This is a genomic window from Halomonas sp. ANAO-440 (assembly GCF_019915905.1).
Classification (GTDB): domain Bacteria; phylum Pseudomonadota; class Gammaproteobacteria; order Pseudomonadales; family Halomonadaceae; genus Halomonas; species Halomonas chromatireducens.
Genome location: NZ_JAHXBV010000046.1, coordinates 64,199 through 87,733, shown reverse-complemented (window position 1 = coordinate 87,733; position 23,535 = coordinate 64,199). Strand labels below are relative to the sequence as shown.

Annotated in this window: 23 protein-coding genes; 5 read left to right on the top strand and 18 right to left on the bottom strand. The window is 62.7% G+C overall.

Going from position 1 to position 23,535, the window contains the following annotated elements; genetic code table 11:
* Positions 1 to 17: 17 nt before the first annotated feature.
* Positions 18 to 356, top strand: a complete 339-nt coding sequence (gene glnK, locus KZO25_RS19440) for a P-II family nitrogen regulator (protein ID WP_043518541.1) — start codon at positions 18 to 20, stop codon at positions 354 to 356.
* 349 nt (positions 357 to 705) lie between these two features.
* Here the strand turns inward: glnK and KZO25_RS19435 are convergent, their stop codons facing one another.
* Positions 706 to 1,482, bottom strand: a complete 777-nt coding sequence (locus KZO25_RS19435) for a ferredoxin--NADP reductase (RefSeq protein ID WP_066452425.1) — start codon at positions 1,480 to 1,482, stop codon at positions 706 to 708.
* A gap of 146 nt (positions 1,483 to 1,628) precedes the next feature.
* Here KZO25_RS19435 and KZO25_RS19430 point away from each other — a divergent pair, with 146 nt between their 5' ends.
* Positions 1,629 to 2,555 carry a LysR family transcriptional regulator gene (locus KZO25_RS19430; protein WP_223138173.1) on the top strand — a complete coding sequence of 309 codons (927 nt, stop codon included), beginning with the start codon at positions 1,629 to 1,631 and terminating at the stop codon, positions 2,553 to 2,555.
* A 21-nt stretch (positions 2,556 to 2,576) separates the two neighbouring features.
* Here the strand turns inward: KZO25_RS19430 and KZO25_RS19425 are convergent, their stop codons facing one another.
* The 6 genes from KZO25_RS19425 to phnD form a co-directional block, all read right to left on the bottom strand.
* The gene (locus tag KZO25_RS19425; RefSeq protein ID WP_223138172.1) at positions 2,577 to 4,637 is read right to left on the bottom strand and encodes a methyl-accepting chemotaxis protein; all 2,061 of its coding nucleotides are present in this window, start codon (positions 4,635 to 4,637) and stop codon (positions 2,577 to 2,579) included.
* Positions 4,638 to 4,745: 108 nt separating this feature from the next.
* The gene (locus KZO25_RS19420) at positions 4,746 to 5,174 is read right to left on the bottom strand and encodes a host attachment protein (RefSeq protein ID WP_066451961.1); all 429 of its coding nucleotides are present in this window, start codon (positions 5,172 to 5,174) and stop codon (positions 4,746 to 4,748) included.
* Positions 5,175 to 5,279: 105 nt separating this feature from the next.
* Positions 5,280 to 6,089, bottom strand: a complete 810-nt coding sequence (gene phnE, locus KZO25_RS19415) for a phosphonate ABC transporter, permease protein PhnE (RefSeq protein WP_066451962.1) — start codon at positions 6,087 to 6,089, stop codon at positions 5,280 to 5,282.
* On the bottom strand, positions 6,083 to 6,901 hold the full coding sequence (phnE, locus tag KZO25_RS19410) for a phosphonate ABC transporter, permease protein PhnE (protein ID WP_066451963.1): 819 nt from the start codon (positions 6,899 to 6,901) through the stop codon (positions 6,083 to 6,085). The genes phnE (KZO25_RS19415) and phnE (KZO25_RS19410) overlap by 7 nt, the downstream gene beginning before the upstream one ends.
* On the bottom strand, positions 6,888 to 7,694 hold the full coding sequence (phnC, locus tag KZO25_RS19405) for a phosphonate ABC transporter ATP-binding protein (protein ID WP_066451964.1): 807 nt from the start codon (positions 7,692 to 7,694) through the stop codon (positions 6,888 to 6,890). The genes phnE (KZO25_RS19410) and phnC overlap by 14 nt, the downstream gene beginning before the upstream one ends.
* A gap of 91 nt (positions 7,695 to 7,785) precedes the next feature.
* Complete coding sequence (gene phnD / locus KZO25_RS19400; RefSeq protein WP_083517653.1) at positions 7,786 to 8,787, bottom strand: phosphate/phosphite/phosphonate ABC transporter substrate-binding protein; 1,002 nt, start codon at positions 8,785 to 8,787, stop codon at positions 7,786 to 7,788.
* A gap of 158 nt (positions 8,788 to 8,945) precedes the next feature.
* Between phnD and KZO25_RS19395 the strand changes: the two genes are divergently transcribed.
* Positions 8,946 to 9,536, top strand: coding sequence for a histidine phosphatase family protein (locus KZO25_RS19395; protein ID WP_066451966.1), 591 nt, complete (start codon positions 8,946 to 8,948; stop codon positions 9,534 to 9,536).
* 130 nt (positions 9,537 to 9,666) lie between these two features.
* Entirely contained in the window at positions 9,667 to 10,095 is a 429-nt protein-coding gene (locus KZO25_RS19390; protein ID WP_223138171.1) for a hypothetical protein, read from the top strand.
* A gap of 61 nt (positions 10,096 to 10,156) precedes the next feature.
* On the opposite strand, the gene KZO25_RS19385 is transcribed toward KZO25_RS19390, so the two are convergent.
* From KZO25_RS19385 to KZO25_RS19340, 10 genes are all read right to left on the bottom strand, one after another.
* A complete protein-coding gene (locus KZO25_RS19385) occupies positions 10,157 to 10,885 on the bottom strand; it encodes an amino acid ABC transporter ATP-binding protein (RefSeq protein ID WP_066452426.1) in 729 nt (242 codons plus the stop codon).
* A gap of 106 nt (positions 10,886 to 10,991) precedes the next feature.
* The gene (locus KZO25_RS19380) at positions 10,992 to 12,092 is read right to left on the bottom strand and encodes an amino acid ABC transporter permease (RefSeq protein ID WP_066451968.1); all 1,101 of its coding nucleotides are present in this window, start codon (positions 12,090 to 12,092) and stop codon (positions 10,992 to 10,994) included.
* Positions 12,093 to 12,101: 9 nt separating this feature from the next.
* Complete coding sequence (locus KZO25_RS19375; protein WP_223138170.1) at positions 12,102 to 13,292, bottom strand: amino acid ABC transporter permease; 1,191 nt, start codon at positions 13,290 to 13,292, stop codon at positions 12,102 to 12,104.
* Positions 13,293 to 13,406: 114 nt separating this feature from the next.
* On the bottom strand, positions 13,407 to 14,435 hold the full coding sequence (locus KZO25_RS19370) for an amino acid ABC transporter substrate-binding protein (protein WP_066451970.1): 1,029 nt from the start codon (positions 14,433 to 14,435) through the stop codon (positions 13,407 to 13,409).
* 211 nt (positions 14,436 to 14,646) lie between these two features.
* Entirely contained in the window at positions 14,647 to 15,654 is a 1,008-nt protein-coding gene (locus KZO25_RS19365; protein ID WP_144439743.1) for an amino acid ABC transporter substrate-binding protein, read from the bottom strand.
* Positions 15,655 to 16,038: 384 nt separating this feature from the next.
* Entirely contained in the window at positions 16,039 to 17,595 is a 1,557-nt protein-coding gene (gene ahpF, locus KZO25_RS19360) for an alkyl hydroperoxide reductase subunit F (RefSeq protein ID WP_223138169.1), read from the bottom strand.
* Positions 17,596 to 17,769: 174 nt separating this feature from the next.
* Positions 17,770 to 18,333, bottom strand: coding sequence for an alkyl hydroperoxide reductase subunit C (ahpC, locus tag KZO25_RS19355; protein ID WP_043515649.1), 564 nt, complete (start codon positions 18,331 to 18,333; stop codon positions 17,770 to 17,772).
* 138 nt (positions 18,334 to 18,471) lie between these two features.
* A complete protein-coding gene (locus KZO25_RS19350; protein ID WP_066451973.1) occupies positions 18,472 to 18,876 on the bottom strand; it encodes a ribonucleotide reductase subunit alpha in 405 nt (134 codons plus the stop codon).
* Between the two features lie 126 nt (positions 18,877 to 19,002).
* Positions 19,003 to 20,988: a M1 family metallopeptidase gene (locus tag KZO25_RS19345; RefSeq protein WP_223138168.1), complete on the bottom strand. Its 1,986-nt coding sequence runs from the start codon at positions 20,986 to 20,988 to the stop codon at positions 19,003 to 19,005.
* A gap of 11 nt (positions 20,989 to 20,999) precedes the next feature.
* Positions 21,000 to 22,160, bottom strand: coding sequence for a ChaN family lipoprotein (locus tag KZO25_RS19340; protein ID WP_223138167.1), 1,161 nt, complete (start codon positions 22,158 to 22,160; stop codon positions 21,000 to 21,002).
* Between the two features lie 582 nt (positions 22,161 to 22,742).
* Here KZO25_RS19340 and KZO25_RS19335 point away from each other — a divergent pair.
* Positions 22,743 to 23,063: a hypothetical protein gene (locus KZO25_RS19335; RefSeq protein WP_066444718.1), complete on the top strand. Its 321-nt coding sequence runs from the start codon at positions 22,743 to 22,745 to the stop codon at positions 23,061 to 23,063.
* 14 nt (positions 23,064 to 23,077) lie between these two features.
* On the opposite strand, the gene KZO25_RS19330 is transcribed toward KZO25_RS19335, so the two are convergent.
* A complete protein-coding gene (locus tag KZO25_RS19330; protein WP_223138166.1) occupies positions 23,078 to 23,269 on the bottom strand; it encodes a hypothetical protein in 192 nt (63 codons plus the stop codon).
* Between the last annotated feature and the right edge of the window lie 266 nt (positions 23,270 to 23,535).

Sequence of the window (23,535 nt, the reverse complement as noted above, 5' to 3'; positions counted from 1 at the left end):
ATTACGAGGAAAAGACCATGAAACTGGTGACCGCCATCATCAAGCCATTCAAGCTCGACGACGTTCGCGAATCGCTCTCCGAAATCGGCGTTCAGGGCATCACCGTGACCGAGGTGAAGGGCTTCGGCCGCCAGAAAGGTCACACCGAGCTCTACCGGGGCGCCGAGTACGTGGTCGACTTCCTGCCCAAGGTGAAGGTCGAGATCGCCGTGGATGACGAGATGTCCGAGAAGGTCATCGATGCCATCACCCAGGTCGCCAATACGGGGAAGATCGGCGACGGCAAGATCTTCATCACGCCGCTGGAACAGGTGATTCGCATCCGCACCGGCGAAACCGGCAAGGATGCCGTGTAGTAAGAGAAAATAGGCGGCGCCAACCAAAAAGGATCTTCACACTTTGGCGTGAAATGGCAAGGGAAGTCATGGCCGCGCTGTAGGAGTATCTTCAGATCACGACTGGAGGCCGAAGGACTCCCGGCGGCGTTACCGATGGTCGCGGTTATTGCCAGCGCGGCAGCCTCCGCCGGGCGCCTATCGGCGCCAGTCGCGATGGGAACCAGCGCTCCAACAAGGAGCGCCTGCGTCGCTGTCGTCGAGCCCCCTTCCGCAATGCAGCCTATGCAGAGCAAGTTCACGCCAAAAATGCGATGAACGAGAAAAAACCACCTGTCAGCACAGGTGGTTTTTCCGTCAGTGGCGGGATTTACTTCTCGACGAAGGCCCGCTCGATCACGTAATCGCCGGGCTCGCCCATGCGTGGCGAGATATTGAACCCCAGGTCGTCGAGCAGGGCGCTGGTCTCGTCTAGCATCGCCGGGCTGCCGCAGATCATGGCGCGATCCTGCTTGGGGTCCATCTGGGGCAGGCCGGTATCCTCGGCCAGCTTGCCGCTGCGGATATGGTCGGTCAGTCGCCCCATGGTGTGGAACTCCTCACGGGTCACAGTGGGGTAGTAGACCAGCTTCTCGCTGATCTCGTCGCCCAGGTACTCGTGGGCCGGCAGCTCATTCTGGATGAAGTCGGCATAGGCGAGCTCGCTCACGCTGCGCACGCCGTGAACCAGCACGATCTTCTCGTAGCGCTCGTAGGCCTCGGGATCCTGGATCAGGCTCATGAACGGCGCCAGGCCGGTGCCGGTGGAGAGCAGGTAGAGGTTGCGGCCCGGCAGCAGGTCGTCAGTCACCAGGGTACCGGTCGGCTTGCGGCTGACCATGATCTGGTCGCCCACCTTGAGGTGCTGCAGCCGCGATGTCAGCGGACCATCGGGGACCTTGATGCTGAAGAACTCCAGGTGATCCTCATAGTTCGGGCTGGCAATGGAATAGGCTCTCATCAGCGGCTTGCCGTTCACTTCCAGGCCAATCATGACGAACTGACCGTTCTTGAAGCGCAGGCTGCGCTCGCGGGTGGTGCGGAAACTGAATAGCGTATCATTCCAGTGGTGGACGCTAAGAACCTCTTCCAGGGCAAACTTGCTCACGACCGGCTCCTTGATATTCCATTGACGCATAACAGCGCCACTTCAACTTTGATACTAATTCTAAGCGCTGGCAGCATATCTGTTAAATGGGTAGTTTGGATAAAGCATATCTATAATGTGAATATACCACTGCCCGGAGAGATGCCATGCGCTACACCCTGCGCCAACTGGAAGTGTTCGTCGCCGTCGCCCAGCACGAGAGCGTCTCCCACGCAGCCAGGGTACTGTCGCTATCTCAGTCGGCGGCCAGCACGGCGCTCTCGGAGCTGGAGCGGCAGTTCGATTGCCAGCTGCTCGACCGTATCGGCAAGCGCCTGAAGCTCAATGCCCTGGGCTTCCAGCTGCTGCCCAAGGCCGTGGCCTTGCTCGACCGGGCCGAGGAAATCGAGGAACTGCTGCGCGGCCAGCGCGGCGTCGGCTCGCTGGACGTGGGGGCAACGCTGACGATCGGCAACTACCTGGCCACGCTGCTGATCAGCGATTTCATGCAGCGCCATCCCGACAGCCGGGTACGGCTGCAGGTGCGCAATACCAGTGCCATTATCGAGCGGATCGTGCATCACGAACTTGATCTGGGTCTGATCGAGGGCGATTGCCAGCATGAGGACGTGGTAATGCAGCCCTGGGTGGAGGACGAGCTGGCCGTCTTCTGCTCACCGCGTCATCCGCTGGCCAATGTCGGCGAGGTGGACATGGAAAAGCTGCTGCGCGCCGACTGGATCATGCGCGAGCAGGGCTCCGGCACGCGGCTGACGCTGGAACATGCCACCCGCCATCGGCGCGGCCGCTTCAACATCCTGCTGGAGCTGGAGCATACCGAGGGGATCAAGCGAGCGGTGGAGTCGGGTCTGGGTATCGGCTGTGTATCGAAGCTGGCCCTGCGCGATGCCTTTCGCCGCGGCAGCCTGGTGCCGATCCCCACGCCGGAGCTGGACCTGAGCCGCCAGTTCGCCTTCATCTGGCACCGCCACAAGTACCTCGCCACCGGCATGCGCGAATTCCTGCGGCTGTGCCGACAGATGACCGAAGGGATTCAGCGCAGCGACGAAATTGACCTGCCGCCGGTGCCCTGACCCCTCCCGCCAGGCACGCCGTCACTGGCGCAGCTTGAAGCCTCCGATCACGCCGGCAAGCCGGTCCGCCTCGTCGCTCAGCCGCTCGGCGGCGGTGGTCGACTCCTCGACCATGGCGGCATTCTGCTGGGTCATGCGGTCCAGGTCCGCCACGGCCACGCTGACCTGGCTGATGCCGTCGCTCTGCTCACTGGCCGCCACGCTGATCTCGCCCAGCATGCTGGCCACACGGTTTACGCTGGCGACCAGTTCGCCCATGGTGGCCCCCGCCTGTCCGACCAGCTCCGTACCGGCGGCCACCCGCTGGCCGGAGGCCTGGATCAGCCCCCTGATGTCCCGCGACGCCTCGGCGCTGCGGGTCGCCAGCTGGCGTACCTCGCCGGCCACCACGGCAAAGCCGCGGCCATGCTCACCGGCTCGTGCCGCCTCGACGGAAGCGTTGAGCGCCAGCAGGTTGGTCTGGAAGGCGATGCCATCGATGACCTTGACGATATCGCCGATCTGCCGCGACGCGTCGCTGATCTCATCCATGGTGCTGACCACCTGGCTCACCGCCTCGCCCGACTGCTGCGCTACCTGAGCGGCCGACTTCGACAGGGCGTTGGCTTCCCGTGACGAGGCAGAGGTATGTTCGACGGTACTCGAGATCTCCTCCATGGAAGCGGAGGTCTGCTGGAGGCTGGCGGCCGCCTGCTCGGTGCGCCGCGAAAGGTCCTCCCCACCCATGGCGATCTCGTTGGCCGCAAGGCGAACCGACTCGCTGCTGTCACGCACATCGATCAGCACATCATGCACCTTGTCGACGAAGGCATTGAACTGCGCTGCCAGCTCGGCACCTTCGTCACGTCCCTTAACGGGCAGCCGCTGGGTGAGGTCGCCATTGCCGGTGGCGATCCCGCGCATGCGATCGGCGAGCAGGCGCAGCGGCCGCGAGACCCGACCGCCGACTATCCACAGCGCCGCCATGCCCAGGGCCGCCAGCAACAGACCCACCAGGCTCATGCCCAGGGTGTCGGTACGCCGTTGATCGTCGAGCAGATTCTGCAGGGCCGTCAGGTCACCCATCACTGCCTGCTCCGGCAGTCGGACCATCAGCACCCAGGGTGTCTCGCTCGCGCCGATGGTAAAGGGCTGATAGCGCTCGATCATGCCATTGCGAAACACGCTGGCCGTGACTTCCTCATCGCGGGCCTGGTTCACCGAGGCCAGGATGTCCGCTCCCAGTGCATCGCTGGCCGGCATACCCAGTCGCTCGGCATCGGCGGTATAGGCGGCCAGACCGCCCTGGCCGGCGATCAGCGCCAGCTCGCCGGCACCGTCATAGAGAGACTGGTTGGCCTCAAGCAACAGCGCCTGGATGAAGTCGAGCGCCAGATCGACCCCGGCAACGCCGCGAAACTCACCGTCGACCAGAATCGGCACGTTGAAGGAAGTAACCATCAGCATCTCACCGCCGAAGTCGTAGGGCGCCGGGTCGATGATGCAGGGTGCCAGGGTCTCCCGCGGGCAAAGGTAGTACTCGCCTTCGCGAACACCGCTGCCCAGCAGAGTGTCACTCTCCATGGTGTCGCCCAGTGGGAGTACTTCCACGCTTCCGCTGTCGGTGCGGTACCACCAGGGCATGAAACGCCCCGAGCCATCGTATCCCTCCGCCTCGCCCAGGTCGGCATGCAGGTCGTCTCGACCGAAGGCGTCGGGCTCCCAGCCGATGAAGGCGTCCAGTAGCGAGGGGTTTTCGACAACGGTCTGGCGCACCAGGTTGGAGAGCTCGCGACGGCTCATGGACAGGGCCAGGCGTCCGCTATCGTCGCGCTGTCCCATCATTGCATTGGCAGTTGCCAGCTGGGTAGCCAGGGTCAAGGCATGCTCGAGCTCTCGCTGAATGCGGCCCGCCTCGGCATCCGCCAGCACCGCCAGTCGCTCATCAATGGCCCCCTCGAGCAATCCTCGGGTGTGGTTCTCGACGATCACCTGGGTGCGGGAGGAGGAGAACAGGCTATAGACGACCAGGGCCGCCACCACTGCCAGCAAGCAGGGGCCTGCCAGCAGAACCACATACTGGCGGATCGATTTGAGGTGCATGGGCGCTCTCGCTGAGTAAGGATAAGCTCGGCGGCATCAAACCGCGGCTGTGCCTTCCTTGATATCGGCAAGAGCGCCCGACTCTTGAGGTGTAACGGGCGTATGCGATCAGCGCATGTCGCTGACCGCTTGCTGAATGCTCTCCAAATCGGATTTGCTCAAGTCTTTGGCAAGGGTATGAATGACCAGCTTGCGGGTGGGGGCATCCAGCTCTTCACGCAGTAGGCCGAGAAACTTGGGAGGCGCCACGAGAATCAGCTTGTCCATGAGATTCTCGACACGAGCGCGATAGATCCGCTCGGCTACCTGCTTGGCAAAGAGCTGGTCTTCGTGCTCGGAGGCGATGTCCTCCCGATAAGAGGAGCGTGACCCGGGTCCTCTGGATTCCTGCACGTCGGCACCGCCATCGGTCACCAGATCGCCCTCATGCAGCCTCCCTGCCGGATGCACGAGACTTTCCTTCTCCTGCAGCTTGAGGGCGTCGCGTGTAAAGACACGCGCCCGTGCTGCATCGGCCACCACGATATACGTTGTCATAGCCTCTCCTTGATACGGATTGACGGAAGGGCACGCCATGGGACGATGCCCCGCCTTCCCCTTCAACATGGCAAGGTGACTTCCCGGGGTCAAACCCAGCCACGTCTAGATGACCTTGCGCCGCAGAATGCTGGTAATGGCTTCACCGATCAGTACCAGGATGACAATGGCGATCAGTATGGTGGCCACGGTGGGCCAGGCGAAGGTGTCGATGGAACCCTGCAGAAGTACCCCGATACCACCGGCGCCCACCAGCCCCAGCACCGTGGACTCACGGATGTTGATGTCCCAGCGCAGTATGACGATGGCGAAGAAGGCGGGCATCACCTGGGGCACGACGGCATAGGCAATCACCTTGAGCTTGGAGGCACCAGTGGCCTCCATGGCCTCCACCGGACGACGATCGATCTCCTCGATCGCCTCGCCCATCAGCTTGCCGATGAAACCGATGGAGCGGAACATGATCGCCAGGATCCCCGCCAGCACACCGGGGCCGAAGATCGCCACGAAGAGCAGCGCCCAGATGATGGTGTTCACCGAACGGCTGGAGACCAGAATGAAGCGCCCCAGCCACAGGCAGGCGCGGTTCGGCGTGGTGTTCTGGGCGGCGATGTAGGAGACCGGCAGGGCGATGAAGATCGTCAGCATCGTCGCCAGCGTGGCAATATGCACCGTCTCGATCATGGCGCCGATGATCTGCTCCAGCCGCCGCGGGTCCGGCGGCCACATCCGCGCACCGAGGCTCGAGATCTGGTTGGGCGCATCCCACACCCACGGCCAGAAGATGTCGATATCGCGAACCGCCCAGTAGACCACCATCACGGTCACCAGCAGCACGGCATAGCGGATCAGGCGCTCCTTGCGGTCATAGCGATGCCAGATACGAGCGGCGAGGGCGTCGGTTTGATCTACCATATCTTTTTCCTCACCCAGCCGCTGATGCCCTCACTGACCAGGATCACCGCAATAATGATCAACAGGATAGCGAAGGCGAAGTCGTAGTCGTATCGTCCGAAGGCGTTCATCAAGGTGCCACCGATTCCCCCGGCGCCAACGATCCCCACCACGGCCGAGGCTCGCAGGTTACTGTCGAGCTGGTACATGGAAAGCCCCACCTGGCGCGGCAGGATCTGGGGGAAGACGGCGTAGACCAGAATCGAGAAATAGCCCGCGCCGGTCGCCTTCATCGCCTCGACCTGCCCCCAGTCGATCTCTTCTATCTCTTCCGCCAGCAGCTTGCCGACGAAACCGATGGAGTAGAGAGTCAGGGTCAGCACGCCCGCCAAGGGACCGAACCCCACCGCCGCCACGAACAGGATGGCGACGATCACTGGATGAAAGCTGCGCGAGATGATGATTACCGCACGGCCGAACAGATAGATCGGCAGCGGCGCAATGTTTCGTGCTGCCATCACCGCGAAGGGAATCGACAGCGCAACCCCCAGCAGGGTTGCCAGGATGGCGATCTGGAAGCTCTCCTTGAACCCGGTGAGCAGCAGGCCCCCACGCTCGAAGCTGGGCGGGAAGCCGCTGCCGAAGATCCTTGCCGCCCTCGGCAAGCCCTCGGCGATGCGCGTCCAGTTGAACGGCAGGCTGCCGAAGGCCCAGATCAGATAGACCAGCACCACTAGCCACAGGCCATAGCGCAGGACCGGATTGGCGATGAAGGAAGGCTTGCGCCAGGTTCTGGGCCCCGGCGTCGTGCCGGGGGCGTCAGGTCTGGTCATGAGGCACTCCCGATTGGGCCTTGTCGGGCTCGGCGGTGAGCTCCTCTTCCGGTGCCTCGATGCCCCCATAGATAGCGTCAAGCGCATCCTTGGTGAAATCGCTCGGCGCCCCGTCAAATATCATCTTGCCATGGCGCAGGCCGACGATACGTTCGGTATAGGTCTTCGCCTGGGCAACATTGTGGATGTTGATAAGCACCGGCAGCGACAATTCGCTTGCCAGGCTCTGCAGCAGCTTCATGATCTGTTCAGAGGTCCGGGGGTCAAGCGATGCTGTCGGCTCGTCGGCCAGCAGGATCTCGGGCTCCTGCATCAGCGCACGCACGACACCGACCCGCTGGCGTTCACCACCGGAAAGCTCGTCGGCACGCTTGTTGGCATAGTGAGCGATACCCACCCGCTCCATGAGCGTAAATGCCCGCTCGATATCCTCCTTGGGATAACGCCTCGAGATGGCCTGGTAGAGGCTGACGTAGCCGAGCCGGCCCGCCAGCACATTCTCCATCACGGTCAGACGATCAATCAGGTTGAAACCCTGGAACACCATGCCGATCTTACGCCGGGCCCGACGGAGAGCAGCCCCTCTCAGCTTGACCAGCTCATTGCCGTTTAGCCGGATCGAGCCCGAGGTCGGCTCCACCAGTCGGTTGATACAGCGCAGCATGGTGCTCTTGCCCGCCCCCGATGCGCCGACGATGGAGACCACGCTGCTACCCTCCACCACGAGATCCAATTCTTGCAGTACCGGCTTGTCATGGCCGTAGCGCTTGACCAGCTTGGAGATCTCCAGCATTCACCCACCTCGCTATGCAGAAAACCGACCCCCGGCCAGCGGCCGGGGGCTCACACCATCTTGGACAGGAGACCCGCGGGTCTGTCAGGGCTTACTCCTGGTCCAGGTCTTCGCGGGTGTAGCGCACGTCATTGGCTGCCTGGATAGTACGGATCACCTCCCAATGCTCCTGGTAGTTGATGGGCACGAACTTGTCGACGCCTTCGAACTCATCGCCCAGGGCAGTGCCGGCGAAGTCGAAGGTGAAGAAGGCCTCCTCGATCTTCTCGACCAGATCGGGATGCAGGTTGTGGGCATAATTATAGGAGGTGGTGGGGAAAGCATCGGTCTCGTAGATGATCTTGACGTCCTCTTCGTCATAGAGGCCGCGGGCAGCCATGCGCTCGACCACCTCCGAGGCCACCGGGGCGGCGTCGTAATCGCGGGCCACCACGCCGAGCATCGACTGGTCATGGCTGCCGGAGTAGACCACCTCGTAGTCCTCGTCGGGAACGATGCCAAGATCGGGGAACAGGGCGCGGGGCGCAAGATTGCCCGAGTTGGAGGTGGGCGAGGTGTGCGCCACCCGCTTGCCCTTGAGGTCTTCAAGGTCGTCTATGCCGGAATCGACGTGGGTGTAGACCTGCAGGGTATAGCCAAACTGGCCGTCGTCGGAACCCATCAGGGCGAACGGTACCGCGCCGGCCAGGTTCACCGCAAAGGGCGTCGGCCCGGTGGAGAAACCGGCAATATGCAAGCGCCCGCTGCGCATGGCCTCGACCTGGGCCGAATTGGACTGCACGGCGAAGAAGCGCACGTTGCGTTCGGTCACCTCTTCGAGATGATCGATGAATGGCTGCCAGATGTCGGAGTAGATCGCCGGGTCCTCCACCGGAGTATAGGCGAAGATCAGCGTGTCGGGGTTGACCCACTCCGACTCATCGGCAGGCCGGTCGGCCACCATGTTGCCGTCTTCATCGCAGTAGAGATCGTCCAGGTCACCGCGCGGGCAGTCGGCGTGCGCCTGGGCCGAGATGAGCATGGCCAGGGGCAGCAGGGAAGAGATGGCCAGCGTGGCCAGGGGGTGCTTGTTCGTGGTGCTGTATGCTTTCATGGCGTGACTCACTTTGCGTGCGTTGTTATTGGGCGTTTGAGAGTGCTTCCATTGCACGAGCCAATGGGGCGGTCATATGATTGATCGAAATCGAACATATGAGCGCACGTGATGATCAATATCGAAACTAAGATCAATCTAGGTAGTATGACAATACTATGTCAAACGGATTCCTCAACGCCTCGACTCAGCGCCGCAACCGCTACCTTCTGATGCGGCACGGCCATAGCCAGGCCAATGCCCAGGGACTGATCATCAGCACGCCTGAGCGGGGCCTCGAAGCCTTCGGCCTCTCCTCTCAGGGTATCGCTCAGCTAGACGCCCTGCTACTCGACTGGCGCTGGCCGACGCCTACCCGGATTCTGCATTCGGACTTCCTGCGTACCACCGAGACCGCGGCCAGGGTGGCGACCCATTTCGCGCTCCCGCTGCAACGTGAGCCTCGCCTTCGGGAGCGAAACTTCGGTGATTTCGAGGGCCAGGCGGACGACCAGTATCCCTGCGTCTGGGCGCTGGATACACGAAGCGCCGAGCACGTGGAGCACGGCGTCGAGAGCGTCGTCAGCGTGGCTGAACGTATGCAGGCGGTAATCGAGGAACTGGAGCATTCAACGGCCGGGGAAACGGTGCTCCTGGTCAGCCACGGCGACCCGCTTCAGATACTGCTGACGGCGCTCAAGGGGCGACCGCTGAGCCAGCACCGTGACCAGGAACCACTGGCTCCCGCCAGCCTGACTGTGCTGTCATGAGCCGCCAGGCACGATAGCCATCATCAACGGCTGCGCCCGGGGACCATCTGAGGTAGGATTCTGCATTGTCGGCATGGAGGCCGGTGAGATTCATCGTGCCGCGATGTGCACTCTAAGGGAGGACCCCTCGATGCAACAGTTCCTGTTTCCCCGCCATCCGCTCTCTCGCGGTACCCTGGTATTCTGTCATCTGCTGCTTCAGCTCGGCCTGTTGACCGCAGCCGCACTCTGGCTGCTGCCGCGCACGCCATGGCTGATGGCCACCGACTGGGCGACCGCCTGGCCGGCCCTGGCCTTGGGTGGCGGTCTCTGGCTGCTCGGCGCCATGACCCTGCGCCTGCTCGCCGAGCTGTGCCTGCTGCCCCATCACCTGAAAGGCCGGCCCGGCTTCGCACCTGGCGATGTGATGACACGCTCCTTCGAACGCAGGCCTGCGGTACATGCCGAGGATGCCGCCTGGACCAGCGAGGCACGCCACCTGGAGACAGAAGCCAGCGTGGTGGGAAGCGCCCGGATCACGCGTCCCGCTGAGCCGTTCCGCCCCCAGGGCATGGGCTGACCTTCTGCCCAGCCCATGACACCAGCCCGTGACGTGACGGCTTCGGGCAGATCCGGTTCCCTCAGTGACCCAGTATCTGGCTGAGGAACAGCTGGGTACGTTCGGACTGGGGGTTGTTGAAGAAGGGCTCTGGCGCATTTTCCTCGATGATCTGTCCCTGATCCATGAAAATCACCCGGTCGGCCACGGTCTTGGCGAAACCCATCTCGTGGGTCACGCAGAGCATGGTCATGCCCTCGTTGGCCAGCTCGACCATGACATCGAGCACCTCCTTGATCATTTCCGGATCCAGCGCGGAGGTCGGCTCGTCGAACAGCATCACCTCCGGGTGCATGCACAGCGAACGGGCGATGGCGACCCGCTGCTGCTGGCCACCCGAGAGCTGCCCCGGATACTTGCGCGCCTGCTCTGCGATCTGCACCCGCTCCAGATACTTCATGGCCAGCGCCTCGGCCTCGCGGCGCGGCTTCTTCTGCACCCACATGGGGGCGAGACAGCAGTTCTCCAGCACCGTCAGGTGCGGGAAGAGATTGAAGTGCTGGAACACCATGCCCACGCTGCGACGAATCTGCTCGATGCGCTTGATGTCCTGGGTCAGCGGGATACCCCCGACCACGATCTCGCCCTGCTGATGCTCTTCCAGGTGGTTGATGCAGCGGATCAGCGTCGACTTGCCGGAGCCCGAGGGCCCGCAGATGACGATACGCTCGCCACGCTTGACCTCGAAGTCGATATCGCGGAGCACGTGGAAGTCGCCGTACCACTTGTTGACGCCGCGCATCTCGACCATGGGTGTCTCGGTGCCGGCCTTGGGAGTTGTCGCCTGTTCACTCATCGTTGTTGTCTCTCAATAAGGTGCTCTTGGGAAGCGCTACACAGCAGGAACCGGACTCTCATCAGCGTCGGTGTCCGGTATGCAGCTTCCGTTCGAGATACTGGCTGTAGCGCGACATGCTGAAACAGAAGACCCAGAACATGAAGGCGGCGAACACATAGCCTTCCAGGGCAAAGCCCAGCCAGCGGGAATCCGACAGCGCCGCCTGAACGATACCCAGCAGGTCGAAGAGCCCGATGATCATGACCAGGGTGGTGTCCTTGAACAGCGAGATGAAGGTATTGACGATGCCCGGGATCATCATCTTCAGCGCCTGGGGCAGCACGATCAGGCCCATGCGCTTCCAGTAGCCCATGCCCAGGGCCGCCGCGGCCTCTTCCTGGCCCCGCGGGATCGCCTGCAGGCCACCCCGTATCACCTCGGCCATGTAGGCACTCTGGAACAGGGTAATACCGATGAAGGCACGGATCAGACGGTCGACACTGACCCCGGTGGGCATGAACAGCGGCAGCATCACCGAGGCCATGAACAGCACCGTGATCAGTGGTACGCCGCGCCAGAACTCGATGAACACCACGCAGAAGCTCTTGACGATGGGCATCTGCGAACGCCTGCCCAGTGCCAGCATGATGCCGATGGGCAGGGCGCCCACCATGCCCACCACCGCCAGCACCAGGGTCAGCATCAGCCCACCCCAGCGGTGGGTCTCCACCACGCGCAGGCCAAAGTGGCCGCCGTAGAGCAGGAAGTAGGCCAGCAGCGGGAAGCCCACCAGCGTCGCCACCGCCACCCAGCGCTTGAAAGGCAGCCGCGGTATCGCCAGCCAGGCAATCAGCCCGGCGAAGATGGCGAAGGTCAGGTTGACCCGCCAGATCTCGCTGCCCGGATAGAGCCCGTAGATGAACTGGCCGAGACGGGCGTTGACGAAGACCCAGCAGGCGCCCTCCCGGGAGCAGTCGTCACGGCTGGTGCCGATCCAGTCAGCGTTGATGAAGGCCCACTGGATCGTCGGCGTCAGCAGGATGTAGAGCAGGTAAAACCCCAGCAGGGTAAAGACCGTGTTCACCGGCCCGCTGAAGAGGTTGGCACGTAGCCAGGCCACCGGGCCAACGGTGCTCCTGGGTGCGGGGCGCGCCTCGATCATCTTTTCTTGAATTGTCATGGCGCTCTCCTAGCGTTCCACCAGCGCCACGCGGGCGTTGAACCAGTTCATGAACATCGACACCAGCAGGCTGATGGTCAGGTAGACCGCCATGGTCATGGCGATGACCTCGATCGCCTGCCCCGTCTGATTGAGCGTGGTCCCGGCGAATACCGAGACCAGGTCCGGATAGCCGATGGCAGTGGCAAGCGAGGAGTTCTTGATCAGGTTGAGGTACTGGCTGGTCAGCGGTGGAATGATGACCCGCATGGCCTGCGGCACCACTACCAGGCGCAACACAAGGTTGCGCGGCAGGCTGAGCGCCTGGGCGGCCTCGGTCTGGCCATGGGAGATTGCCTGGATGCCCGAGCGCACGATCTCGGCAATGAAAGACGCGGTATAGATCGACAGGGCCAGCCACAGGGCCAGGAACTCGGGAATGATCGTGATGCCACCGCGGAAATTGAAGCCGGTCAATTGCGGCACATCCCAGGTCACCGGCACGCCGGTGGCGACCAGTACCAGCAGCGGCAGGCCGAGTATCAGCCCCAGCGAGATCCAGCCCGCCGGGAAGCGCTTGCCCGTGGTCTCGTGGCGGCGCTTGTTCCACACCACCAGGGCGATGCTCGCCGCCACGGCAATGCCCAGGGTCAGGGGAATCAGTCCGAAACCGGATTCGAACAGCGGCTCGGGAAGGTAGAGACCACGCACGTTGAGGAAGACCACCTCGCCCAGCGACAGGCTGTCGCGGGCACTCGGCATGGTCCGCAGCACGGCGAAGTACCAGAAGAAGATTTGCAGCAGCAGCGGTATGTTGCGGAATATCTCGATGTAGGCGTTGGCCAGGCGGGCAATCAGCCAGTTGGGCGAAAGCCGGGCGATGCCCACGGTGAAGCCGATGATCGTGGCCGCCACTACCCCCAGCGCCGATACCAGCAGGGTATTGAGCAGTCCTACCACGAAGGTACGGCCGTAGGTGCTCTGGGAGGAGTAGTCGATCAGGCTCTGGACGATGCCGAAGCCGGCCGTATTGGACAGAAAGCCGAAGCCGGTCGTGATGCCGCGAGCGGCCAGGTTGGCCTGGGTATTACCGATGATATAGAGCAGGAAGGCTGCCACTGCGGCAATCAGCAATACCTGGAAGATCAGTGCGCGCTTGGCGCGATCACGCCAGAAAGGCGGTTTTGGGCCCACTGGATGGGCCTGTGGTCGAACGGACATGAAGAGACTCTCCGCCTGGATCCGTCAAGCAGGTATCAAGCCCCGGCCCGGAATGTCCGGGCCGGGGCATAACAAGGCTCGAGGCGCCATCAAGCGACGCCCCGGACGGTTCGATCAGCGGATCGGCGGTGCGTACTGAATGCCACCCTGGGTCCACAGGGCATTGATGCCGCGCTCGATCTGCAGCGGGGAGTCCATGCCCACATTGCGCTCGTAGCTTTCGCCGTAGTTACCCACCTGGCTGATGATGTTATAGGCCCAGTTGGCTTCAAGGCCCATGCCCTGGCCATAGTTGCCGTCCTCACCCAGCAGGCGAGCGATGTCCGGATCCTCGGAGGCGAGCATTTCGTCGACGTTGTCGCTGGTGATGCCCATTTCCTCGGCGTTGAGCATGGCGAACAGCGACCACTTGACGATGTTGAACCACTGGTCGTCACCCTGGCGAACGACCGGGCCCAGCGGCTCCTTGGAAATGACTTCCGGCAGGATCACCGAGCCGTCGGGGTCGGAGAGCTGGATGCGCAGCGCCGCCAGCTGGGAGGTATCGGAGGTCAGCACGTCGCAACGACCGGCCTCGTAGCCACCCACGGTCTGCTCGGAGGTATCGAAGACGATGGGGTCGAATGTCATGCCGTTGGCACGGAAGTAGTCGGCTACGTTCAGCTCGGTGGTGGTGCCGGACTGCACGCAGACCGCCGCGCCGTCGAGCTCAGTGGAGCTGGAGACGCCCAGGTCGGTATTGACCATGAAGCCGATGCCGTCGTAGAAATTCACGCCGGCGAAGTTCAGGCCCAGAGTGGTGTCGCGGGTGGTGGTCCAGGTGGTGTTGCGCGAGAGCAGATCCACTTCGCCGGACTGCAGCGCGGTGAAGCGCTCGACGGCATTCAGTGAAATATAGCGCACCGCCTCGGCGTCGCCGAAGACGGCGGCGGCCACGGCACGGCAGACGTCGACGTCGAGCCCCTGCCACTCGCCCTGGTCGTCCGGCGCGGAGAAGCCCGGCAGGCCGTCACTCACGCCGCACTGAACGGCACCGCGGTTTTTGGTGTCATCCAGGGTAGAAGCCTGTGCCACGGAATTGGCACCAAGCACCATCGCGCCGGCTGTGGCCAGCAGAACCAGTTTGTTTTTCTTGTTCAACATATGTCGATATCTCGCTTCGTATTAGGGATAGAAGGTCCATGCGCAAGGCATGTGGAGTGACCATAGCAAGGATCATTCCACAAACGCACCGTTGTAGGCATACCGTTTATTCAACGCTCCCCAGGCAGTGAATACGACCAACGCCTTGACCTACCAAGGGGCAACCAGCCCTCCGGTCACCCTCCAGTGCACAAAGATCGTGCAGTTGCCTTCAACGCACCGGCGGTGCGTACTGGATACCGCCTTCCGTCCACAGCGCATTGAGGCCGCGGGCGATCTTGAATTCGGAACCAGCGCCGACGGTGCGGTCGAACATCTCACCGTAGTTACCCACCTGGCTAATGATCTGATAAGCCCAGTCGGCCTCGAGCCCCATGCCTTCGCCGTAGTTGCCATCGCGCCCCAGCAGACGCGCGATATCGGGATCCTCGGAATCGAGCATCTCCTCGACGTTGGCCTGGGTAATGCCCATCTCCTCGGCGTTGATCATGGCGAACAGCGACCACTTGACGATATTGAACCACTGGTCGTCGCCCTGACGGACCGCCGGGCCCAGTGGCTCCTTGGAGATGATGTCCGCCAGTACCATGGCGCTGTCGGGATCGGGCAACTGCATGCGCTGGGAGTAGAGCTGAGAGGCATCGGAGCTGAGCACGTCGCAGCGCCCCGCTTCGAAACCGGCAATCGCCTGTTCGGGTGAGTCGAACACGATGGGGTTGTAGCTCATGTCATTGACGCGGAAGAAGTCCGCCAGGTTGAGCTCGCTGGTGGTACCGCTCTGGGTGCAGATATCAGCTCCGTCCAGCTCCAGTGCGCTGTTGATACCCAGGTCGCTTGCCACCATGAAGGCCTGGCCGTCGTAGTAGCTGACCCCGGTGAAGTTGACGCCCATCGTGGTGTCCCGGCTCGAGGTCCAGGTCGTGGTGCGCGACAGTACATCGACCTCTCCCGACTGGATTGCCGTGAAGCGCTCCACGGAATCCAGCGGCACGAAGCGCACGCTCTCGGCATCGCCCAGCACCGCGGCGGCAATGGCGCGACAGACATCGGTATCCAGCCCGCGATAGGTATCCTCGTCATCCAGCGCCGAGAAGCCCGGCTGGGCGGCGTTGACGCCACAGCGCACATGGCCCTGGTCGCGCACGTCTTCCAGAGTGCTGGCCTGTGCCAATCCAGTGGCGCCAAGGGTCACCAGTATCATCGGCATCAGCCGAGCCATCGTGTTGTTGTCGTTCATGCGGTTCATCCTTGCCATGGTGGGTCATGCGGGGGCCGGTGGAGATGCCTCCCGTATTACCATTAGCCCATATACCCACCACTTTCACTCGCTCATTTGGACGAACCCGCGAATTCCCTGCCCCAAGGAGCCTGTCGGATTTGACCGATCGTCGCGAGAGATTTGGATTTCGAGACAAGTTTATCGATCTGATGAGGCGAATAGCCCGCTATTTAACGAATCAGATCGAATGAAATTGGCCGAAAGTCCGGATCTCGCAGTAGATCAGCGTTAAGTCCGACAGGCTCCTAAACGCAATCGCCCCGCAGGCTGGGCCTGCGGGGCGATACGGAACAGCTTGCGCCGAACGGCTCGGCAAGCTCGCCGTCAGAGACGAATCAGGTAGTCGAAGGCACCCAGTGCCGCCTTGGAACCTTCGCCCATGGCGATGACGATCTGCTTGTAGGGCACCGTGGTGACGTCGCCGGCGGCGAAGATACCCGGCACCGAGGTCATGCCGTGATCGTCGACGACGATCTCGCCACGCGGGGAAAGCTCGATCGACGAATCGGTCAGCCACTCGGTGTTGGGCACCAGGCCGATCTGCACGAAGATGCCCTCCAGGTCGAGTCGACGCAGCTCGCCGCTTGACCGCTCCTCGTAGGTGAGGCCGTTGACCCGCTTGCCGTCACCGTTGACCTCGGTGGTCCTGGCTCCCTTGATCACCTCCACGTTGGCCAGGCTGGCAAGCTTCTTCTGCAGCACCGCATCGGCACGCAGCTCGTCCATGAACTCGATCAAGGTGACATGCTCGACCAGGCCGGCCAGGTCGATGGCGGCCTCGACGCCGGAGTTGCCACCCCCGATCACCGCCACGCGCTTGCCCTTGAACAGTGGCCCATCGCAGTGAGGGCAGTAGGCCACACCCTTGTTGCGGTACTCGTCCTCGCCGGGCACGCCCATCTCACGCCAGCGGGCACCGGTCGCGAGGATCAGCGAGCGGCTCTTGAGCGACGCGCCCGACTCGAACACCACCTCATGCTCGCCGCCGGGCTGTGTGGCCGGCACCAGCTTGACGGCCCGCTGCAGCGGCATGATATCCACATCGTACTGCTTGACGTGCTCCTCCAGCGCGGCTGCCAGCTTGGGGCCGTTGGTCTCCGAGACAGAGATGAAGTTCTCGATGGCCATGGTGTCGAGGACCTGGCCGCCAAAGCGCTCGGTGGCAACCCCCGTGCGGATGCCCTTGCGCGCGGCATAGATGGCCGCCGCGGCACCGGCCGGGCCGCCGCCGACCATCAGCACCTCGTAGGACGGCTTCTCGTTGAGCTTGGCCGCCTCGCGCCTGGCGGCGCCGGTATCGACCTTGGCCAGGATCTGCTCGAGGCTCATGCGGCCCTGGTCGAAGGGTTCGCCATTGAGGTAGATGCTCGGTACCGACATCACCTCGCGCTGCTCCACCTCGTCCTGGAACAGGGCCCCGTCGATGGCCACATGACGCACCTTGGGATTGAGCACCGCCATCAGGTTGAGCGCCTGAACCACATCGGGGCAGTTCTGGCAGGAGAGCGAATAGTAGGTTTCGAAGCTCAGCTCATCGTCCAGGCTCTTGATCTGCTCGATCACCTCGTCGGAGACCTTGGGCGGGTGGCCGCCGACCTGCAGCAGGGCCAATACCAGCGAGGTGAACTCGTGGCCCATGGGTATCCCGGCGAACACCAGGCCCGTATCTTCCCCGGGGCGGTTCAGGGCGAACGACGGCGTGCGAACATCGCGACCATCGCTGCGCAGGGTAATCTTGTCGCTCAAGCCGGCGATCTGCTCCAGCAGCTTGAACATTTCCCGAGACTTGTCGCCGTCATCGAGGGACGCGACGATCTCGAACGGTTGGGTGACCTTTTGCAAATACGTCTGCAGCTGGCTCTTCAGATTGTCGTCCAACATGACAGCGGCTTCCTCATGTCTCGCTCATGAAACAGGCATGACTCGACGCCCTGCGAGGCCAGGGGCCAGCGCACGTCGGGTCAGGGTCTTGGTCTTGAATCGCCCGGGCGGGGCACGCCCGGGCGTGGAACTCACGAGGTCAGGGGATAGCCTCGCGGGTTCGGCAAGCGTCGTTTAGATCTTGCCGACCAGGTCCAGGGACGGAGACAGGGTCTCTTCGCCTTCCTTCCACTTGGCGGGGCAGACTTCGTTCGGATTGGCGGCCACGTACTGGGCAGCCTTCACCTTGCGCAGCAGCTCTTCGGCGTTACGGCCGATGTTGCCGGCATTGATCTCGACGATCTGGATCTTGCCTTCCGGGTCGATCACGAAGGTGCCACGCTCGGCCAGACCGGCTTCCTCGATCAGCACCTCGAAGTTGCGCGAGATGGTCAGTGTCGGATCGGCCAGCATCGGGTACTGGATCTTGTTGATCGTCTCGGAGCTGTCGTGCCACGCCTTGTGGGTGAAGTGGGTATCGGTGGAAACACCGTAGACCTCGACACCCAGCTTCTTGAACTCTTCGTAGTTGTCCGCCAGGTCACCCAGCTCGGTGGGGCAGACGAAAGTGAAGTCGGCCGGATAGAAAAAGAAGATGTTCCACTTGCCCTTCAGGCTCTCCTCGGTGACGTCGATGAACTCGCCATTGTGGAAAGCGGTGGCTTTGAACGGCTTGACTTCGGTGTTGATCAGGGACATTCAGTAGTGCTCCTTGTCGGTGGTTGATGATCCGAATACGAGGCCCATCATAACCGCCGGGCCCCGATAGACTAAATTGAATGATAACATGGTGGTGATAAGCAACGCCTATGACGAGCGCTTAACTTATTGAAACAATTATTGAAACGACACCACCTCTCCCTGGCGATCCAGCGCCAGGAAGCTCCCTATGTTCCCCATCTTGAGCGATTCGACCATACGCTGAAGATGACGTTCGGCTTCCTCGCCGGAGGGTGGCTGCTGGCCGCTGCCGGACAGGGCTGCCACGAACACGATATCCCACTCGATGCCGGTGTTGCGCGACTCCGCCACCAGCGCCTCCATGTCACTGAGCTCCTCGGGCGACTTGTCGACGCATAGCGCCGGGGTCAGCACCCCACCCTCGCCCTGCTCGAAGCGCTGGCGCTGCTCGACGGTGGGGTTGTCCGGCAGCTCGGCACGGGTGAAGACGAACAGCAGCCGCTGCGGCTCCGGCTGCTGCTTCGCCTCCTCCAGCAGATCGGCAAAACGGGAAATGGCCAAGATACTCCTCCAGAACTGGTTCGCGACATCGTGTTGGCGATGCCGATAATGAAACAGACGCCAGCCAGGGGCAAGGCGCACCCGGTACGATAACGCATTCGATACGCCCCTGCGCCCCGCTCCGCATCAGCGCGAGGACGAGAACTCGACGCGCAGCCCCGCCTCGTCCAGCGGCCATACACCGGCCTCGAGGGTCGCCCCCTCAGCGTCCTGGACCAGATAGCTGCGATGCTGGTGGTGCCTCAGTGACGCCACCAGCCGACGCAGATGATCAGGTTCAGCGGCACTCACGACCGCTACCCGGCTTTCCGGCAGCGTCCACATCCTCGCCTCACCCAAGGCAGGCAGGAGCGCCGACGGCTCGGGCAACGCCTGCCCGGCCAGCCAGTTGGCAACCTCGTCGTCGTTGCCGAGCACCAGTAGCGGCGCCTCGCCATCGAGAGCCGGTTCACCAACCGGGGCCAGGGGCCGGCCCAGGGCCTGCTGTACCCACTCCTTACCCTGGGCCTCCAGCGCCTTCGGCAGCACCAGCAGGCGGCTTTCGGGATGCAGGGCGACGTGTCTCAGGATGAACGGCGCCGGGTCAAGCTGGCGCAGCAGGTCATGGTCAGGGTCTACGGTAAGGGAAAGGGGCTCTGCGTCGTACGATAGCGAAAACTTGGCCTGCCGGGTCGCGAGCGCGACATCATGGCGCACGGGGCCGCTGCGGGTCTCAGCCACCACCGGCACCAGAAGCGGCCAGGGTGCGTGGTCACCCGCCTGGTCGAGCACGCCCTCTACCTGCCAGCCCGTCTCGGTTTCACGGCGCTCAACCGCCGTCATGCTCAATGCCGGTCGCCCCGGCTTGTATCGCCAGGCGCCGAGGAAGTCTCTCAGCTCCTCGTCGGCCGCCTCGGAAAACGCCACCGCCAGGTCATCCCAGCTTGCGGTCTGATGCATATGCCGTGCGGCGAAGCGCTTGAGGCCGACATCGAACGCCTCGTCACCGATGCGTTGTCGCAGCATGTGAAACAGCATCGCACCGTGTTGATAGCCCAGCAGCCGCATGGCGGGGTCGCGACTACCGCGGAAGTCCACCAGCGACCGGTCGAAGGTGTCGGGCAACGCTGCCAGGTCGACGAGCCAGCGGCGACGAGTGTCGCTGGCTTCACCACGCAACTCATCCAGATGATAGTCTGCCAGGTAGGTGGTCAGGGCCTCCGACCAGTTGCCGCTGGGGTAGTCCACCCGGACACCGGCACCCCACCAGGCATGCATCAGCTCATGCGCCAGCGAGGTGTGCGGTATGAACGGCAGCGGAATCACCCGCTCACCGAGCAGGGTGAAGCCGGGAAAGGCCAGCCCCAGCGGCGCCGGTGACGCAGCGATAGTGAAGCTGTCGTAAGGGTAGCCCCCGACACGCTCACTGAACTGGGCGAGGTAGCGGCCGGAGTGAGCGAGATAGGTCTCGGCTTGAGCGTCATCCAGCTCGGCGGGGAACAGGGTGCGCACGCGCACGCCATCCACCGTCTGCTGGCGCTCCCGCCACGGCCCCGTGGCCAGCTCGGCCCACTCGGTCCGCGGGTGGAAATGCCGTACCCGATAGCCCATGTCATCAACAAGTGGCTCTTCCACCAACGATCCCGTGGCAACCGCCCGCTGGCCATCCGGCACCTGAACCTCGATGTGCAGCGCAAAGGGCCCCAGTTCGGCAAACTGTGGATACCAGCCGCCGTCACCCGCCAACAGGCTGCCTTCCGGTGACACCATCCGGCCATCCTCGGCTTCGAGCCTGCCGCTCCAGCGCAGCGTCAAGGACTCGGCCTTCGGTGGCATCGCCAGGCGATAGCGCCCTGCCGCACTCTCCTGCAGGAACAATGCCCTGTCATCGACCAGCGCCTCGCTGATTTCGAGCCCCGGATCGAGCCGGAACGTGCCCGTGAGAGGGGGCGGTCGCACGATCATTTCACCCTGGATCCGCTGCGAGGAGGGTTCCAGCAACACGCTCAGCAGCACCTCGCGTTCACTCTCACTCGCGCCCTCACTCTGGGCAGACTCACTGCCATGGGCCGGCAGCGCCAGCGACAAGACCAGCAGCAGCGCCGTTACCACTCGCCAGGCACAACCCAACATTCCTCGATCTCTCACGTTGACCGCGGCGGAAAGCGAGCCAGCACCTCCCGCTCATCGCCGTCTCGACGTATGAACAGCGGCAGCAGGGTGCCCGGACGCTGCTGGCGTATCAGGCCGGTCAGGTCGGAGGGACGTGCCAGGGACTCCCCGGCGGCCTGGAGAATGATGTCACCTGCCTCGAGGCCCGCCTGTTCGGCAACCGAGCCCTCGAGAATGGCATGAATTTCGACACCGGATTCATGGGGCGTGGTGTAGACGCCCAGCTGCATAGGAGGGCTTGCCTCATGGCGGCTCTCGTCGAGAGTGAAGACAGCCCGGGCCAGGCCGTCCGGCGGTGGTCCACACGCCTCCCCGCCCACGGCCCAGGGCAATAGCGTCGCTTGGTTTTCAATGCCAAGGGCCGTCAACTGATGGGGCACACCATGTTCGAACTGCAGATGGCCCTGGCCAATCAGACCGACGACCATCTCCGCACCCTCTACGGCTTCTGCCAGGCCGTAAGCCATGGCCCGATCCCAAACCAGCTGTGCATTGATGAAGCGCTCGAGCCCCGCCTCGTCGCCACGAGACGGATGCTGCGCATATACCTCCGCCAGGCGCTCGCGATAGGCAGCCGGCGGCTCGGCCGGTGCGGTGATACCGAAGCGCTCGGCTTCCGGCACCGCCTCCCAGCCCTCCTCGACCAGCCGTCCACGCAGCTCCGGGGTCACATTGACCGCCTTGAGTGGCACCCGATGCAGACGGGCAAAATGCAGGATGGGCAGGTAGAGGGCCGGATCAAAGCCCCAGGCGGTGTTCCAGCGACTCTCATCAATAAACGCCTGTTCACTGAGTTCGCCCGCTACCCAGGCATCGAGCGCCGGCTGCGCCTCTCGCGGCAGCATCTCCAGGGCGATGACCATATTGGGCCGACGCCCATGCAAGCCCGCCAGGGTATGCAGCTGCCAGCGATGATGATCCATGTTGTCGTGCTGCTCACCCAGCAGCACCACATCGCGCTCGGCCAGCTCGGCAAAGAGGTCATTCGCTGCCAGGCCCGCCCCCTCGGGTTGCAACCACTGCCCGGGCGCGGGACAGGAGCCGGCCTGAACGGCAATGGGGTTCGACAGGAGTGCGCAAACCAGACACACAAGCGTCAGGCGCCCCTTGAGTAAGACAGGTGAAAATGGCATCGGTGGCTCCTGCACGGTTACACTCACACCATCATGGCGCATTCAGTGCGTCTTGGCAGCCATCACATATCGACCGCAGGCCATCGCCGTTGAAGTCAGGCGCCCTCTGGTCGACCGAGCCAGACCTTGTCGTTCGTCACGTGTCGATAAGGAGGGCTATTTTTTCAGGTTGTTCGGCAACTGAGGTTTGGATATTCTTCAGAACTGCGGCGATTCCAACTGCGAATGCGTGGTGCCCTGCCGCTGTTTATTCGAGTCCAGGCGAACGACTCATAACCTGGGTTATTGAACAGGCCAGACTATCAAGCAAGATTCACTGCAGCAGCACCCAAGCAGGCAACAGAGGGCTCACACTAAGGGCGACGAGAGATAGCAGCGCAACGTCGACCTTGGTTCGCCAGATCCCTGCCACTTCGAGACTTACCTCGCCACTTTGCCCTGGTCTGGCCGGGACATTACTGGATGACGCTGCGGCCCAACCGCTATATGTGATGCAACACGATTACCAACTTCGATTAGTGAAACTGATACTCACTAACGCCACCTTGAGCTTGATTACCTTACCGACGTTAAAGAGAGCCAATGAAGACAGAGCTACAGGAATTTGAAGAGTCAATGCGGCGTGAAATCAACGCCTTTCAAAATCCCAAGCAGGAGAGCAAGCGACAGCCCCGCCCAGCGCCCGACAAGGAAGCCAGGTCACCAGGGCAATCGGCCAGCTCCTACAAGACGGGACATCTTGTCAGGCTAGCGGTACGCACGCGGTCTCTCGAGCAGGACAGCGTCTTCGAACACCACTCCACCAGCATTTCCAAGCTCGAGGCACAGCTCGAAGCCGAAAAGGCCGCCAAGAAAGCCGGCTACCCCATTATCGGTCACCTTATCGAAATCAAGAGCCTGTAAAACCTGTCAACGGCTCAAAACGCGACTTGATAGTTGACGACCACCGCCGTGTCAGAGCGGGCAGAACGATCATGTTCCGGCTCCAGTGTGTGGCTCAGGTTCAACTGCAGGAGACCGTGCCGGCTCGATCGGAAACGGTAGCCCAGCTCGATATCCTGCTGCCGCCCGGTGGGGGCCAGGTCGGCCGTGCGCTCATTGTGTATCACCCGGCCGTCCAGCGTGCGAGACGGGAAGGGCGCATAGGCTGTCGCAGCGAGCGCTGCAACTCCTCCTTGCCTCTCGGCATGGCAATGTGGCTGGCCGGTACCAGCCTGATCACGCCCAGCTTACGCGCTGCACCTGCCGCCCGATCAGCCAATAAACGGGGAATAAACGGCATTTCTCCCGCCATCCCCGCATCAGCTTCACTGCCGTAAACAGCTGTCTTCCTATTGCATTCTGGTTACACTTGGTGAGCCATCTATCCCACTGG

Bases quoted from the DNA above. Each gene is read 5' to 3' on its own strand.
- glnK (WP_043518541.1), top strand. From the start codon at position 18: ATGAAACTGGTGACCGCCATCATCAAGCCATTCAAGCTCGACGACGTT.
- KZO25_RS19430 (WP_223138173.1), top strand. From the start codon at position 1,629: ATGCGCTACACCCTGCGCCAACTGGAAGTGTTCGTCGCCGTCGCCCAG.
- KZO25_RS19425 (WP_223138172.1), bottom strand. From the start codon at position 4,637: ATGCACCTCAAATCGATCCGCCAGTATGTGGTTCTGCTGGCAGGCCCC.
- KZO25_RS19420 (WP_066451961.1), bottom strand. From the start codon at position 5,174: ATGACAACGTATATCGTGGTGGCCGATGCAGCACGGGCGCGTGTCTTT.
- phnE (WP_066451962.1), bottom strand. From the start codon at position 6,089: ATGGTAGATCAAACCGACGCCCTCGCCGCTCGTATCTGGCATCGCTAT.
- phnE (WP_066451963.1), bottom strand. From the start codon at position 6,901: ATGACCAGACCTGACGCCCCCGGCACGACGCCGGGGCCCAGAACCTGG.
- phnC (WP_066451964.1), bottom strand. From the start codon at position 7,694: ATGCTGGAGATCTCCAAGCTGGTCAAGCGCTACGGCCATGACAAGCCG.
- phnD (WP_083517653.1), bottom strand. From the start codon at position 8,787: ATGAAAGCATACAGCACCACGAACAAGCACCCCCTGGCCACGCTGGCC.
- KZO25_RS19395 (WP_066451966.1), top strand. From the start codon at position 8,946: ATGTCAAACGGATTCCTCAACGCCTCGACTCAGCGCCGCAACCGCTAC.
- KZO25_RS19390 (WP_223138171.1), top strand. From the start codon at position 9,667: ATGCAACAGTTCCTGTTTCCCCGCCATCCGCTCTCTCGCGGTACCCTG.
- KZO25_RS19385 (WP_066452426.1), bottom strand. From the start codon at position 10,885: ATGGTCGAGATGCGCGGCGTCAACAAGTGGTACGGCGACTTCCACGTG.
- KZO25_RS19380 (WP_066451968.1), bottom strand. From the start codon at position 12,092: ATGACAATTCAAGAAAAGATGATCGAGGCGCGCCCCGCACCCAGGAGC.
- KZO25_RS19375 (WP_223138170.1), bottom strand. From the start codon at position 13,292: ATGTCCGTTCGACCACAGGCCCATCCAGTGGGCCCAAAACCGCCTTTC.
- KZO25_RS19370 (WP_066451970.1), bottom strand. From the start codon at position 14,435: ATGTTGAACAAGAAAAACAAACTGGTTCTGCTGGCCACAGCCGGCGCG.
- KZO25_RS19365 (WP_144439743.1), bottom strand. From the start codon at position 15,654: ATGGCTCGGCTGATGCCGATGATACTGGTGACCCTTGGCGCCACTGGA.
- ahpF (WP_223138169.1), bottom strand. From the start codon at position 17,595: ATGTTGGACGACAATCTGAAGAGCCAGCTGCAGACGTATTTGCAAAAG.
- ahpC (WP_043515649.1), bottom strand. From the start codon at position 18,333: ATGTCCCTGATCAACACCGAAGTCAAGCCGTTCAAAGCCACCGCTTTC.
- KZO25_RS19345 (WP_223138168.1), bottom strand. From the start codon at position 20,988: ATGTTGGGTTGTGCCTGGCGAGTGGTAACGGCGCTGCTGCTGGTCTTG.
- KZO25_RS19340 (WP_223138167.1), bottom strand. From the start codon at position 22,160: ATGCCATTTTCACCTGTCTTACTCAAGGGGCGCCTGACGCTTGTGTGT.
- KZO25_RS19335 (WP_066444718.1), top strand. From the start codon at position 22,743: ATGAAGACAGAGCTACAGGAATTTGAAGAGTCAATGCGGCGTGAAATC.